The sequence below is a fragment of the Nocardia blacklockiae genome, assembly GCF_015477355.1.
Classification (GTDB): Bacteria; Actinomycetota; Actinomycetes; order Mycobacteriales; family Mycobacteriaceae; genus Nocardia; species Nocardia blacklockiae.
Genome location: NZ_JADLRJ010000003.1, coordinates 588,020 through 602,464 on the forward strand (window position 1 = coordinate 588,020; position 14,445 = coordinate 602,464).

Consider the following 14,445-nt stretch of genomic DNA (forward strand, 5'->3'; position numbering starts at 1 on the left):
CGACGGCGCCCTGGACGAGTCCGAGGAGCAGGGCGCCCGCTACGACAAGCACGCCAACGTCCGCCGGCTGATCCTGTTGCGGCACGGGCAGACCGAGTGGAACGCCTCCGATCGCATGCAGGGCCAGACCGATACGGAGCTGAGCGAGCTGGGCCGCCGGCAGGCCAAGGACGCCGCCCGCGAGCTGTCCGGCCACGACGCGATCGCCATCCTCGCCTCGGATCTGCGGCGCGCCTACGACACCGCGGTGGCGCTGGCCGACCACACCGCGCTCGAGGTGGTCCGCGATCCGCGGCTGCGCGAGACCAGCCTCGGGGAGTGGGAGGGGCTGACCCACTACGAGGTCGACGCGCAGTATCCGGGCGCCCGCCAGACCTGGCGGCTCAACGCCGACTTCACCCCGCCGGGCGGCGAGAGCAAGCTCGAGGTGGGTGCCCGGGCGTTGCCGGTGGTTCGTGAGCTGTTCGCCGAGCGCACCGACTGGCCCGGCCGTACCATCATCCTCGTCGCGCACGGCGGGTTGATCGCGGCACTGACCGCCGCGCTGCTCGAGTTGCCCCCACGGAACTGGCCTGTCCTGGGCGGACTGGCCAACACCAGCTGGGTGCAACTGAGCAGCCACGGTCCGAGCATCGAGCAGCCCGGGTGGCGGCTGGATGTGTGGAATGCGGCGGCGAAGGTAGCACCTGATGTCCTCTGAAAAGTCCTCCGACGACCGGGACGAACCGGTCCGGCAGGTTTCCGACGAATTGCTGCGCAAGGCGTCCGAGGTGCCCGTGCGGCGCCTACCGGACGCCTTGTTCGGTGGGCCCGCGCCCACCGAGCCGGAGCAGGACCCGGAACCGGAGGTCGAACCCGACTACGAGCGCGGCAAGTCCGTGCCCGACGAACTCTTCCGCAAGGCGTCCGAAGCGCCGGTGCGGCACCTCCCCGACGTGCTGTTCGGTGGCCCGGTGACACCGCCGGAACCGGTTGCGGCGGAGGAGAAGGCGGAGCACGCCGGGGGTGACAACTCTGCGGCGGCAGCGCCCGAGGTGCCGCAGGAGATCGCGGCCGACTCCGAGACCGGCGCTGTCGAGGAGGCTTCGGCTGCCCACGCGGAGGAGTCCGCCTCGGGCACAGGCGATTCGGAAGCCGCTGCGGGTGACGAGCCGACCACTGTGGGCGACAACGCGTCCGAAGGCGGCCCCGAGTCGGCCGATTGCGGCGAGAACGCCTCTGATTCGGACGTAGGCGCGGTGGGCGACCCTGGCTCGGCGGACGGTGAGAGCGCGGCGACGGAAACTTCTGCCTCGCAGGAGGGTTCGGGTGTCGAGGCAGATACTGCTGCGGTAGCGGCCGAATCGGTCCAGCAGGAAGCTCCTGTCGAGTCGTCGGCTGATGCGGAAGATGGGTCTGCGGGGACCGGCGAGGCGGTCAGTGCGGATGCAGAGTCGGCGAGCACGGAACAGGAGCCTGCGGGGACCGGCGAGGTGGCCAGTGCCGACGCAGAGTCGGCGGGCGCGGAAGACGGGCCTGCGGGGACCGGCGAGGCGGCTGTTGCGGACGGCGAGTCGGCAAACACGGAAACCGGGTCGGCGGGTGCGGGCGCTGAGGCCGCCAGTGCCGAGGCCGGGTCGGCGGGCGCGGAAGCGGAGTCGGCGGGCGCGGAGGCTGAGACGGCTGGCGGAGCTTCCGACTCGGCGAGCGGTGCGGATGAGTCTGCGGGTGGTGCGGCTGGAGAAGCAGCCGGTTCCGCTGCTGCGCAGGATGATTCGGTGGACGGGGCCGCTTCCTCCGAGGAAGGCGATACCGTCGATCAATCTGCGGCAGATGCTGAGGCCGGTGCGACCGAGGAGCCCGCTGCGGCGGCCGAGAGTGGTGCGGCGGCTGAGAGTGGTGCGGCGGGGTCGGGTTCGGCTGGAGCGGGGGATTCGGGTGGTGGGCTGTTGCGGCGCGCCATGTCCCGGTTGTTCCGAGGGCGGTCGACGTGAGCGGTGCCGGCGGCGACGACGCGGAGGTCCGGGGTGCGGCCGTCGAGCCGTCCGACGACGGGTCGACCGCGTCGAGGTTCGAGCGACCGGTATTGCTGGTGCTCGCGGACTCGCTGGCGTACTTCGGGCCGAAAGGCGGCCTGCCCGCGGATGATCCGCGGATCTGGCCTAATCTCGTTGCGGCGGAGCTGGATTGGGATGTCGAGCTGGTCGCGCGGATCGGGTGGACCTGCCGGGACGCGCACTGGGCGCTGATCGGCGACCCCCGGGTGTGGGCGGCGGTGCCGCGCGCGGGCGCAGTCGTTTTCGCCACCGGCGGAATGGATTCGCTGCCCTCGCCGCTGCCGACCGCGCTGCGCGAACTGATCCGCTACGTGCGGCCGCCCGCGCTGCGCCGCCGGGTCCGCACGGGGTACCAGTGGCTGCAGCCCCGGTTGTCCAAGCTGGGGCGACCGGTCGCGCTGCCGCCGCACGTCAGCGTCGACTACCTGGAACAGTCGCGAAACGCGTTGGCGCAGTTGCGTCCCGACCTGCCGGTGATCGGCGTGCTCCCGTCGGTGCACGACTGTGAGGCCTACGGTCGCGTGCACGTCGGCCGCGAGCCGGCGGTCCGCGCCCTGCGCGCCTGGTCGGAGAAGACCGCGGTCCCACTGGTCGATCTGGCGGAAGCGGTGCGCGACAACATCTTCCACGGTGAGTCCAACCCCGACGGCATCCACTGGGGCTGGGAAGGGCACAACGCCGTGGCGCGCGCCATGGTCAAAGCCCTGGCGGAGGTCCGCGCGCCGAAGGCCGGTGCATGAGCGAAAACCCTTCGCGCGCTGTCGAACAGCGCCGTGGCGAACCGCGCCCGATCCGTCTCCGTTCGTTCGGCTCGGGAGAGGCCCGGTAGCTGTGTCCGTCGTGGTGGTGACCGATTCCTCCGCCAGCCTGCCCGCCGAACTCGTTGCGGAGCTGGGCATTCTGGTAGTGCCGCTGCATGTGCTGGTCGACGATCGGGCGTTCTGTGAAGGCGTCGACGACGAACCGATCGACTACTCGTCCTCGACGGTGACGACCTCGGCCGCCGCGCCGGGCGAACTGGGCGCGGCCTACGAGCGCGCGCTGGAACTCAGCGAGGGCGACGGCGTAGTGGCCGTGCACATTTCGCGACAGCTGTCGGCGACCTGGGAGGCGGGCCGCCAAGCCGTGCGGGACATGGATGCCGCCGACCGTGTGCGCCTGGTGGATTCGCTCAGCGCCGGGCTCGGGACGGGCCTGCCGGTACTCGCCGCGGCGCGCCGGGCCCGCGAGGGCGCCGCGCTGGATGTCGTCTACGACGCGGCGGCCTCGGCGGCGTCGCGCGGCCGGGCGTTCATCGTGGTCAATCGCACCGAGCAGTTGCGCCGCGGCGGACGGCTGAGTTCGGCCGCCGCGTTCTTCGGGACCGAACTGGTCACCAAGCCGATTCTGCAGATGGTCGACGGTCGGCTCGAGCTGCGGGAGAAGGCGCGCACCCGGTCCAAGGCGTACGCGAAGCTCGTCGCGGCGGCGGTGGACGCGGCGGGTGAGGACGGGGCCACCGTCGCCGTGCAGCACCTCGGTGAACCCGAGGCCGCCGCCACCATCACCGCGCAGCTGACCGACCTCATCCCCGGCATCCGCGAACTGGTGACCGCGGAGTTCGGGCCGACCCTGGCCGTGCACCTCGGCACGGGTGCCGTCGGCGTGCTGGTGGTGCCCGGCGGCTGCGCCTGAGACACGTTTGCCGAATCGGCAACAAAGTTTGTCGGATCGGCCCTCTCGTCGGCATCGTGGGAGTCATGAACCACGACGATTTCGACTGGGCCGCCATGGCCGACATGCTGGTGGACGAGGGCGAGGCGTACAGCCCGTATCTGCACGCCGCGTTCGATGCCCTGCCGGGACCGGCTCCGCGACGGATCCTCGATATCGGTGCGGGACCCGGTGTGGCGGCCTGCCTGCTGGCGCAGCGGTTCCCGGAGGCCGAGGTGATCGCGGTGGACGGCACGCCCGAACTGCTCGACCGCGCCGAACGCCGCGCCCGGGAACTCGGTGTGCGGCTGCGCACCCGGGTCGCGCAGTTCCCGCAGGATCTCGGCGAGTTGCCGGAGGCCGATCTGGTGTGGTCGGCGAATGTGGTCCATCACGTCGGCGACCAGCTCGACGCACTCGGTCGCATGGCAGGGCTGTTGCGGCCGGGCGGTGTGCTGGCCATCGCCGAGGGCGGACTGGCGGCGCGGTGGCTGCCGCGCCACATCGGATTCGGGCGTCCCGGCCTGCAATCCCGGCTCGATGCCGTGCTGGAGGAGCGATTCGACCGGATGCGCACCGAACTGCCCGACGCCGTGGCCGTCATCGAGGACTGGCCCGCCCTGCTCCGCGCCGCCGGTTTGGCAGACGCACACAGCCGCAGCTTCCTCGTCGACCACCCCGCCCCCCTCGAAGCAGGCCCGCGCCGCTCGGTCCGCCATTGGATCGCCCGCTACCGCGGCATGGGCGCCGACCACCTGGACCCCGACGACCTGGCGACTCTGGACCGCCTACTGGACCCGGCCGACCCCCTCTGCATCGACCAGCGCCCCGATGTCTTCCTCCTCACCGCCCGCACGGTCCATTACGCGCAGCGTCCGGTGAAGTAACGCAGTAGTGCCGGAAGCGGCGTCGAGAAATCGTGGGCCCATACAGTCGACTAATCGCAGGCTCATACAACAGCCCCTGCGCGGCAGCATGACGTTGCTGGCCTGGGTCGGAGCTCGGGCGCGACCATCGGATGATCTGAGGCGAGGCAGCACGAGAATGTCAGCGGCCGACCCCTAATCGGCTGATGGTGTGCGGTTTCCTCGGTGCCCGCGGCGGGCGCGGTACAGCACGTTCGGTGCCAGGTGTGCTGAGGGGAATGGTCCTCGGCCCGGCGTCCCTCGAGGTGGGATCTAGCTCGGCTAGCAGAGCGGTGTGACAAGACTCGCGCGACGGGTGGGTGGTTGTGCACAGGTACTTCGCTGTCCCCAGGGTGAAGGAAAAGCCTTGTCACGGCAGGGGTCTCGTGGCGGCGGATACCTACGGTGGCTCGCATGGCGCGAAACGAGGAGCGACGGCGGGTGCGGGAGCGGCTGGGAGCGCTCGCGGAGAAGCCGCCCGGCACGCGGTCGATCCCTGGGGGCCGGTGGGATCGTGAGAAGTTCGAGTATGAGGAGCCGACGGGGACGCGTTCGGGTGTCGGCGAGCACCTGGATCGAGAAGTGCTCGCGTCCGACCGTTCGGGGCGGGGGCGGTCGGGTGCTGGCGAGCACGTGGATCGGGACGTGCTCGAGTCCGAGCGTTCCAGGCAAGGGCGGTCAGGTGCTGGCGAGTACGCAAATCGGGACGTGCTCGAGCCTGAGCGTTCGAGGCGAGGGCGGTTGGGTGCTGGTGAGTACGTGGGTCCGGAAGTGTTCGAGCCCGAGCGGGGGCGGTCGGGTGTTGGCGAGTATGTGGATCGGGACGTGCTGGAGTCCGAGCGTTCCGGGCCGGGTCGGTTGGGTGCTGGTGAGTACGTGGATCAGGAAGTGTTCGCGTCCGAGCGTTCGGGGCAAGGGCGGTCAGGTGTTGGCAAGTATCAGGATGGGGAGGGGTTCGAGCCTGAGCGGGCGGTGAGTGGCGAGCGTTGGGCCGGTGAGGGATTCGAGCGGGGGAGTGGGCGGGAGGAGAGGGATGAGGAGTGGGGGGAGGTGGTTGAGGGGCCGCGGACTCCGGAGTGGTTGAGTGAGCCGTCGGGTGGGCTTGCGGTGTGGCATGAGCGGCTGGTGCCGGAGCGGTTTCGTGGTACCCGCTTCGATCCGGGACGGCGCGGGGTGGTGGTGTTGGCCGCGGTGGGGCTGGTGGCCGTGGTGCTCGCGGCCGCGGCGGCACAGCGGGAACGGCCTGTGGCGCAGCCTGTTCCACCGCTTCCGGCGGTGCGGAGCAGTGCGCTGGCGACCACTTCCGAGGCGGCGCCCGCCGAGGTGGTTCCCGTGGCGAGTCCGGCGGGCGTCGCGCCCACTCCGCCGCCGGGCAGGGGAGCCGATCTGGTGGTGAGCGTCATCGGCCTGGTCGACCGTTCCGGACTGCTGCACCTGCCGTCCGGTTCCCGCGTCGCCGACGCCCTGTCGCTCGCCGGGCCGAAAGACGGTGCGGACCTGGGCAGTCTGAACTTGGCCCAACGTCTCGCCGACGGCGACCAAGTGGTGGTCGGGACCACCGGCCCCAACCCCGGCCCGCCCCAACTGGGCAGCGTCGTGATCCCGGGCGGCCGCTCGACCCCGGCACCCGCAGGCTCGGGCGTCTCGCCGCCACCGGCCCCACTCGCCAAGGTGGACCTGAACACCGCCACCGAATCCGAACTCGACACCCTGCCCGGAGTCGGCCCCGCCACGGCCCGCGCCATCCTCGCCTGGCGCACCGAACACGGCCGCTTCACCACCGTCGACCAACTGGCCGAAGTCACCGGAATAGGCCCCTCTCGCCTCGCACGCCTACGCGACCTGGTGACCGTATGAGCAAGGGTTCCGAATGGCACACGGCGATGGAAGGGGGAGAGGTGGGCGGGGATTCGAGGCAGACGGCAGGGGCGGAGAGAGGGGAGGGGGTTGAGGAAGCGCAGTTGTTGGATGTGCGGCTGGTGCCGGCTGTTGTGGTGTGTTGGGGTGCCACGATCGTGGCTGTTGCCTGGGGCTGGCGGGATGGGTTGTGGGCGGCGGGGGTCTTGGCGTCGATCGGTGGCGGGGTGGGGGTGTGGGTGGTGCGTGCCGGGCGCGGCGGCGGGCAGCGGTCGATTGCCGTCGCTGTGTTGGCCGCGGTGCTGGCGGGGAGCGGGTTCGCGGTGGCGGCGGCGTGGCAGGAGCATCGGGTGGCGGTGCATCCGTTGCGGGGCGCGGCGCCGGGGACCTACCTGACGGCGGTGGTCACACCAGTCGACGATCCGAAGTTGTTGCCCGGCAAGCCGTTCGGTGGGCGGCAGTGGCTGGTGCGGGCCGGTCTGCGGGAGTATCGGCACGGGCTGGTTCCGGTGCGGGCAGGCGGCGATGTCGTGATTCTCGCGCCCGACAGCTGGTCGACGTTGCTTCCCGGCCGGACGGTGACGTTCCGCGCGCGGACGGACCGGCCGTGGCGGAACGACCTGACCGTCGCGGTCCTGCGTGCACAAGGCCCGCCGACCACGGTGGCCGAGGCGCCTTGGTGGCAGCGGGTGGCGGGGACGGTGCGGTCGAAGTTCGCGGCGGCGTCCGCGCGTGCCCTGCCCGACGACGCTGCCGGGCTGCTACCCGGGTTGGTCGCGGGTGACGTCTCCCGGCTGCCCGAGCACGTACGGGAGAATTTCGAGAAGACCGATCTGGCGCACCTGACGGCCGCGTCGGGAATGAACGTCTCGATTCTGTTCGCGGCAGTGCTCCTCTCGGTGCGGGCGCTCACCTTGGACGCCCGGCTGGGGATCGTGCTCGCGGCGGCGGCGCTGGTGATGTTCGTGGTCCTCGCCCGCCCCTCGCCGTCGGTGCTGCGCGCCGCCGTGATGGGGGCGATCGCCTTGCTGGCGGCGATGACCGGCCGCCGGAAACAAGCACTGCCCGCCCTGTGCGCGGCCGTGCTCGGCCTGCTCGCCTTCTCACCCGCGCTGGCCGTGAACGCGGGCTTCGCGCTGTCGGTGTTCGCCACCGCGGGACTGATTCTGCTGGCTCCGAATTGGGCCCGGTGGTTACAGGACCGGGGCTGGCCGCGCTGCATAGCCGAACCCTTCGCCGTGGCGACGGCCGCCTTCCTGGTCACCACGCCGATCATCACCGCGCTGACCGGACACGTCGGCCTGCTGGCAATCCTGGCGAATGTCCTGGTCGAGCCGGTGGTCGCGCCGATCACCATCCTCGGAACGCTCGGCGCGGCGCTGTCCTGCGTGTGGCAACCCGCGGCGATCCTGCTGCTCCGCCTGACCGGACCGCCATTGTGGTGGCTGCTCACCGTCGCCGAACACGGTGCGGCCCTGGACCTTTCCCTCACCATCCCGACCGGCACACGCGGCATCCTCGCGGTCACGATCGTGACCGCCCTGCTGATCGCGGCCCTGACCCGGCTCGCCCGCCCAGCTGTAGCCCGCCGCCCCACCCCCCATGCCCCCGCGAACCGGCAGACGCTCCACCCCAACGGGCAAGCCACGCCAACCAGGCAGGCCACGCCAACCGGGCAGGCCACGCCAACCGGGCAGGCCACGCCAACCGGGCAGGCCACGCCAACCGGGCAGGCCACGCCAACCGGGCAGGCCACGCCAACCGGGCAGGCCACGCCAACCGGGCAGGCCATGCCAGCCAGGCAGGCCACGCCAACCGGGCAGGCCACGCCAACCGGGCAGGCCACGCCAACCGGGCAGGCCACGCCAACCGGGCAGGCCATGCCAGCCAGGCAGGCCACGCCAGCCAGGCAGGCCACGCCAGCCAGGCAGGCCGGGGCAGCCAGGCAGGCCGGGGCAAGTGGGCAGGCGGGGAGACCGGGCAGGCCGGGGAGTGTCGGTCCGCACCCGTAGGATCATCGCCGTGACCGAACGCCCCGCACCCGTCCATCTCGTGCTCGGTGAGGAAGAGTTGCTGATCGAGCGCGCGGTCGCCGCCGTGGTCGCCCAGGTGCGCGGCGCCGCACCGGATCCCGACGCGCTGCCGGTGGACCGGCTGCGCGCGGGCGATGCGAGCACCTCCGAGCTGGCCGAGTTGCTGAGCCCGTCCCTGTTCGCCGAGGACCGGGTGATCATTCTGGAGTCCGCCGCCGAGGCAGGCAAGGACGCCGTCGCGGTGATCACCGACGCGGCTTCGGCACCGCCCGAGGGCGTGGTCCTGATCATCCTGCACACCGGTGGCGGCCGGGCCAAGGCGCTGGCTCCCGCCCTTCAGAAGGCGGGCGCGGTGGTGCACAGCTGCGCCAAGGTCTCGAAGGCGGGCGAGCGAATCGAGTTCGTGCGCAACGAGTTCCGCGCGGCCGGCATCCGCGTGTCCGGCGAGGTGGTGCAGACGGTCCTGGAGGCCGTCGGCTCGGATCTGCGCGAACTGGCGGCCGCCTGCTCCCAGCTGACCGCCGACACCGGCGGCCGGGTCGATGTCGCCGCCGTCCGCCGCTACTACTCGGGCCGCGCCGAGGTCACCGGCTTCGACGTTGCCGAACTCGCCGTCTCCGGCGACCGCCCCGCCGCCATGGAGGCGCTGCGCTGGGCCACCGACCGCGGCGTCCCGGCCGTCCTGCTCGCCGACGCCCTCGCCGACTCGGTCCACACCATCGCCCGCGTCGGTTCCGCCGGCCGCGGCGACCCGTTCAAACTAGCCTCCACCCTGGGCATGCCCCCGTGGAAGGTGAAGAAGGCCCAGGCCCAAGCCCGCGGCTGGACCCCCGCCACCATCGGCACGGCCCTCCAGGTGGTCGCCGCCCTCAACGCCGACGTCAAGGGCGGCGCCGCCGACACCGACTTCGCCCTCGAGCACGCCCTCTCCCGCATCCTCGACCTACACGAAACCCGCTGACCCCCAACAACTCACGCGTCGGCCAACTTCTCGTTCACCCACTTGTTGATGCTCACCCCGTGCTCGGCGGCCTCCATAGCGAGCCGCCGATGCAACACCGGCGACATCCGCAACGCGAAACGCCCGCTGAACGTGCGATCGGCAAACGGCTCGGGAATCACCTCACCCGACCTCTCGAGATCGTCGACCGTGTCGGCAACGAGCCGAACGATCCCGTCGAACGCTTCGTGCACCGTGCCGCCCAGCCACGAGAGCGACGGAAACTCGAGGCAGCGGCCGACGAACTCCTCGTCCTCCGGCGACCATGCCACCCGGAAGGAGTAGTGCATATCGCTGTACTTACTCTCGTGTCCTGTCATTGCGTCTGCCCCAGCTTCTCGATCGCCGCCAGCACCTGCCTGACCTGGTAAGCCTTCGCCTTACCGGCGTTTCCCCGCTGAATGTTTATCCTCGGGTCACCTTGCCATGGTGTCCTGAAGACCGCGTGACTTGTGCCCTCCTGTCGAGGTGCGCCGAAATACTCGGTGCACACCCGATGTAGGTCGCTGTACCTGACATTGCCAGGGCTCTCCACCATCCTCCGAAGAATCTTCGCGGTCGTCGACACCCACGAATGATATTACCGGTGATATCACAGCGTGGCCAGAATGGCGTGCTGGGGCTGTGGTTCACCCCGTGTTGTGGCGGAGGATTTCCGTGAGTAGGTCGGGGGTCGGGAAGTCCATCATCAGGATGCCGGTGGGGGCTTGGGGGTGGGTGCGGAGGTGGTCGAGGGTGTGTTGGTTCTGGATGGTGGCGTAGCGGCGGGGGAGTTTGGTGGGGTCGGGGGTGCCGTTGGCGGAGAGGTAGTTGACGTAGAGGGTGTCGGGGGTGGCGGTGGCGGTGCGGTCGAGGTGGGTGGCGATCGCGGCCCACTTCACGTCCATGTCGGGGCCGTCCCAGAGGTCTTGCGCGTCGACGGGCAGGCCGCGGTCGTCGCCTTGCGCGAAGGCGGTGAACTGGGTGAACACGATGCGGCCGCGGACCTCGCGCAAGGTCGGGATCCCGGCGTGGCCGACGGCGGAGGGCTGCCAGATGCGCGGGTGTGCGGCGAGGGAGCGGTCCACCCGCGCCAGGTCCGGCGCCACTCCGGCGGCATCGGTGCACCCGAAAGACGAAGGGGCCGCGACACATTCGGCCTTCAGGCGGATCAGCACCGTCTCCAGGGGATGCCCGGCCAGGAAGTCTTCGATCACCCCGAGCACGTCGTCGAGGGTCGCGTGCTGGAAGAACGGCCCGTGCTGGATGGCGAGTCCGTCGGTCTCGTCGCGTCGCACCCGTACGTCCAGCGCGCGCACCCCGGCGTTCAGTTGGACGCGCAGGCTCTGCCGCGAGACGCAGTCGTCGGCGCGGCAGCCCGTGCCGAAACTCTCCTGCGTCACGACCGCCGGTCCGGCCCGACCGCCGTGGAAGGCCATGGTGTCGTGGGTGCCGGGCAGCGAGACCCGGCTCAGCGGGCGGTCGTCGGGCAGCGCGGCCATCCAGTCGGGATGGTTCGCTGAGTCCAGCTTCGCGCCGCCCGCCCGCGGCAGCCCGGCCGTCTCGCCTCCCGGGTTCGCGGCCGCCTCGCCTCCTGGAGCCGCAGGCGCCTCACTTTCTGGAGTCGCGGCCGCCTCGCCTCTTGGGGCCCCGGGCGCCTCGCCTCCTGGGGTCGCGGCCGTCTCACCTCCTGGGGTCGCGCTCACCTCGCCTTCCGGCGTCGCGGCCACCACGGACTCCGCCGTCACGGGCTGCGGAGTCGACGGGGAAGATCCGCCGCAGCCGACCACCGCCGCCCCTACCGTCAACAGCACCGCGATCTTGCACAACTCCCCACCCAGCATCCGCTCACGGTAACCGACGCGGCCGGGCCGGGCGAATCCGTTGCGCGACACGACAAAAGCCGCCGTGGTCGTCTGTGTCTCACAGACCCTCTGCCACGGCGGCGTCGAGAAGAGTGTGCGGTAGGCCTACCGCGCGGGCATCAGCCCAGCTTGTTGTAGGCCAGCGCCAGGGCCGACTTCTTGTTGGCGGCCTGGTTGGCGTGGATGACGCCCTTCGAGGCGGCCTTGTCCAGGTCGCGGCTGGCCGAGACCAGCAGGGTCTGCGCCTGATCCTTCTCGCCGGCCGCGGCGGCCTCGCGGAACTTGCGGATCGAGGTGCGCAGCGCGGACTTCACCGACTGGTTGCGCTGCCGCGCCGCCTCGTTGGTACGGATCCGCTTCATCTGGGACTTGATGTTGGCCACGCTTGTTCCTCTGATTCCTGTCGTCAGTTGGTGTCTCGGAAGTCTCTGGGCGCACTACCGCAACTGCGTAGCGCCGCGCCGACGATCGAGGTTACCAGTTGTCACGGTCGGGGACGAAATCACCCCGGTCGACGCCGTTCGACGGCGTCTGCCGCGCGACGCTGCCGGAATTCGCGCGGACTCTCGCCGTAGCGGGCCTTGAAGGCCGCGGAGAACCAGGTCGGGGTGAAACCGCTGCGGGCGGCGATCTCGGTGATGCTCGGCGCGTGCGGTCCGGGGCTTTCCAGAATGTCGCGGGCGAACCGCAGCGCCTCCTCGCGGCGCAGTTCCCGATAGGTGGTGCCGGCGTGCTGCAGAGCGACGCGCACCTGCCGCGGCGACCAGCCGAGCGCCTGCGCGACCGCGGGCAACCGCAGATCACCGATGCCGACGGTGGCCCGCACGTGCCGCCGGACGGCCGCCACGGTCTCGTCGAGATGGGCGTGCTGCGGGCGCAGGTCGCCGAGCGCCAGCATGCACAGCAGTTCGCCGATGCGATCGCACAGACCGTCGAACTCCCGGCCGTCGAGCCGGGACTGCTCGGCGTGCACGCTGCGGATCATCGAGTCCGTGACCCTGCCCAGACCCGAACTCAGGTCGAGCACCAGGCGACGCGGCCCGTCGGGCGGCAGCGCGTGGTCGATACCGGTGCGGGGCAATTGCAGTGCCAGCGCGGACGGGCCCGGCCGCATCCGGCACACCTGGTCCAGTCCCATCAGCACCGCGCGCCCGGGCGGGACGGCCGCGCCGTCGTCCTGCCAGCTGATGGTGAAGGCGTCCCGCTGTGGGAGCACCAGCCAGTAGAAGCCGTCGGCGGCCGCGCGCCGCACGAGCGAGGGAGTGCGATAGGCGACCCGGTCGCCGGGTTCGTCCCAGCGCAGCAGGCTGTAGGTGGTGGTGCGCTGCACGGTCAGCGTGGAACGCCAGCGTGCGGGGTCGGCGATCCGGTGGTCCATCGGCACGAAGGTGTTGGTGAGTTCGGTCCAGTGCTGGGCGTCGTCGACGGACAGCTGGTCGTATCGCATGTGGGCTCGATCCTCGGCTCGGACGGGTGAGGCGTCCGGGCCGTCGAGCGCCGATCGTCCGGACGCGACCGGGTGCGCCGATTCTCCCACCCGCTGCGAGCGCCGGACGAGTTTTCGCCGCGCTCCCAGCGACTTACGTTTTTGTGTCGCTCAATTCCGGTGCCGGGCAGGAGATCTCGCAACTGCTGTCGGATTCGGACGATTCGGTCGACACTGCTCGGGTTCGGCCCGGAAAACCATTGGGAGACATCATGACCGAAGCAGTCATCCAGCTTCCGACCGCTGGGGAATCCGTCCGCGACACCTACGCCCGCATCCGGGCCGTCGGCGAGATCGTCCCGATCGAACTGCCCGGCGGGGTGCCGGCGTTCGTCGCGGTCAGCTATCGCGCCGTGAGTGAGGTGCTCGACGACAAGGTGTTCGGCAAGAGCGCGGAGAACTGCCCCGCGCTGCGCGACGGCACCATCCCGGCCGACTGGCCGCTGCGCGCCCTGACCGACATGGACCACATGCTCAACAAGGACGGCCTCGAGCACCGCCGGTTGCGCAAGACGATCGGCCAGGCCTTCACCCCGGCCCGGATCGCCGCGCTGGAACCGCGGATCGAGAAGATCGCCGCAAACCTGATGGCGAACTTCCCCGAGGAGGAGGTGATCGATCTGGTCGCGCACTTCACCACGCCGCTCCCGGTGCGGGTGATCTGCGAGCTGTTCGGCGTGCCGGCCGGCGAGCAGGGGCAGATCAAGGACTGGACCGCCACCATCGTCTCGGCCACCAGCACCGGCGAGCAGGCGCAGAACGCGATGATCGGCATGCTCGGCTACTTCACCGAACTGCTCGAGCGCAAGCGGCGCGAACCCGCCGACGACCTCACCACGGCGCTGCTGGCGGCCAACGAGGACAACAACCTGACCGTCGAGGAACTGGTCAACATGCTCTGGCTGGTGATCGTGGCCGGCCACGAGACGACGGTGCACCTGCTGAGCACGGCCGTGGTGACCCTGTGCACCCACCCGGAACAGCGGGCCCGCGCCACCGAGGAGGCTCGGTGGGCCGACGTGGTCGAGGAGGCGCTGCGCTACGGGTCGCCCGTCGTCGGGGCGTTGATGCGCTACCCGCGCCGGGACGTGACGATCGCGGGCGTCGAGATTCCGGCGGGCAGCATGGTGCTGTGGCACGGCGGGGTGGGCCGGGACGCGCGCCGCTACCCGGACGCCGACACCTTCGACATCGACCACGACCACCGCGACCAGCTGGGCTTCGGCCGCGGACCGCATTTCTGCCTCGGTGCGCCGCTGGCCCGGCTGGAGAGCCGCATCGCACTGTCGATGCTGTTCAACCGCTTTCCGCGCCTGGAACTGGCCTGCGATCCGGCGGAGCTGGCGTATGTGCCGCAGATCAGCACCACCGGCCCGATCGAACTGCCGGTCCGGCTCGACTCCGCCCGCTAGTTCCCGCGATCCCGTGCCGTTTCGCCCGAAATGCGAATGCCGGGCGCGGCGGCGCGGGATCGTTGTGCCGGGGATCCGGCCGGCGTAGCGTCCGAACCGAAACGGCCGTCTCGGTCGTCCGTTCGCGAATTCTCCGTGCAAGACCTGGTCCCGAAGCTTCGGTCCGAAGGGGAAGGTGGC

Annotated in this window: 13 protein-coding genes; 9 read left to right on the forward strand and 4 right to left on the reverse strand. The window is 70.8% G+C overall.

The features are described from left to right. Positions 1 to 10 precede the first annotated feature (10 nt). From IU476_RS12205 to holA, 8 genes are all read left to right on the forward strand, one after another. A complete protein-coding gene (locus IU476_RS12205) occupies positions 11 to 700 on the forward strand; it encodes a histidine phosphatase family protein (protein WP_195099883.1) in 690 nt (229 codons plus the stop codon). Next, a complete protein-coding gene (locus IU476_RS12210) occupies positions 690 to 1,973 on the forward strand; it encodes a hypothetical protein (protein ID WP_195099578.1) in 1,284 nt (427 codons plus the stop codon). The genes IU476_RS12205 and IU476_RS12210 overlap by 11 nt, the downstream gene beginning before the upstream one ends. A 92-nt stretch (positions 1,974 to 2,065) precedes the next feature. Beyond that, entirely contained in the window at positions 2,066 to 2,776 is a 711-nt protein-coding gene (octT, locus tag IU476_RS12215) for a diglucosylglycerate octanoyltransferase (protein ID WP_195099884.1), read from the forward strand. 91 nt (positions 2,777 to 2,867) lie between these two features. Further along, positions 2,868 to 3,710 carry a DegV family protein gene (locus IU476_RS12220; protein WP_195099579.1) on the forward strand — a complete coding sequence of 281 codons (843 nt, stop codon included), beginning with the start codon at positions 2,868 to 2,870 and terminating at the stop codon, positions 3,708 to 3,710. A 65-nt stretch (positions 3,711 to 3,775) separates the two neighbouring features. After that, positions 3,776 to 4,615 (forward strand): class I SAM-dependent methyltransferase, encoded by an 840-nt coding sequence (locus IU476_RS12225; protein WP_195099580.1) that lies wholly within the window; start codon positions 3,776 to 3,778, stop codon positions 4,613 to 4,615. Between the two features lie 1,068 nt (positions 4,616 to 5,683). Further along, a complete protein-coding gene (locus IU476_RS36075; protein ID WP_324194028.1) occupies positions 5,684 to 6,490 on the forward strand; it encodes a ComEA family DNA-binding protein in 807 nt (268 codons plus the stop codon). Between the two features lie 158 nt (positions 6,491 to 6,648). Next, positions 6,649 to 8,502, forward strand: coding sequence for a ComEC/Rec2 family competence protein (locus IU476_RS12235; protein ID WP_324194029.1), 1,854 nt, complete (start codon positions 6,649 to 6,651; stop codon positions 8,500 to 8,502). 10 nt (positions 8,503 to 8,512) lie between these two features. Continuing rightward, the gene (gene holA / locus IU476_RS12245; protein WP_195099582.1) at positions 8,513 to 9,484 is read left to right on the forward strand and encodes a DNA polymerase III subunit delta; all 972 of its coding nucleotides are present in this window, start codon (positions 8,513 to 8,515) and stop codon (positions 9,482 to 9,484) included. A gap of 11 nt (positions 9,485 to 9,495) precedes the next feature. Here holA and IU476_RS12250 read toward each other — a convergent pair whose 3' ends face one another. The 4 genes from IU476_RS12250 to IU476_RS12265 all read right to left on the reverse strand — a co-directional run bounded on the left by IU476_RS12250 (position 9,496) and on the right by IU476_RS12265 (position 12,814). Continuing rightward, positions 9,496 to 9,843, reverse strand: coding sequence for a type II toxin-antitoxin system HicB family antitoxin (locus IU476_RS12250; protein WP_228823484.1), 348 nt, complete (start codon positions 9,841 to 9,843; stop codon positions 9,496 to 9,498). 309 nt (positions 9,844 to 10,152) lie between these two features. Continuing rightward, positions 10,153 to 11,346: a phosphatidylinositol-specific phospholipase C gene (locus IU476_RS12255; protein ID WP_195099583.1), complete on the reverse strand. Its 1,194-nt coding sequence runs from the start codon at positions 11,344 to 11,346 to the stop codon at positions 10,153 to 10,155. 140 nt (positions 11,347 to 11,486) lie between these two features. Next, positions 11,487 to 11,750, reverse strand: coding sequence for a 30S ribosomal protein S20 (rpsT, locus tag IU476_RS12260; RefSeq protein WP_195099584.1), 264 nt, complete (start codon positions 11,748 to 11,750; stop codon positions 11,487 to 11,489). A 119-nt stretch (positions 11,751 to 11,869) separates the two neighbouring features. Then, positions 11,870 to 12,814 (reverse strand): AraC family transcriptional regulator, encoded by a 945-nt coding sequence (locus IU476_RS12265; protein ID WP_195099587.1) that lies wholly within the window; start codon positions 12,812 to 12,814, stop codon positions 11,870 to 11,872. Between the two features lie 251 nt (positions 12,815 to 13,065). Between IU476_RS12265 and IU476_RS12270 the strand changes: the two genes are divergently transcribed. Then, positions 13,066 to 14,265: a cytochrome P450 family protein gene (locus IU476_RS12270; RefSeq protein WP_195099589.1), complete on the forward strand. Its 1,200-nt coding sequence runs from the start codon at positions 13,066 to 13,068 to the stop codon at positions 14,263 to 14,265. The last annotated feature ends 180 nt before the right edge of the window (positions 14,266 to 14,445 follow it).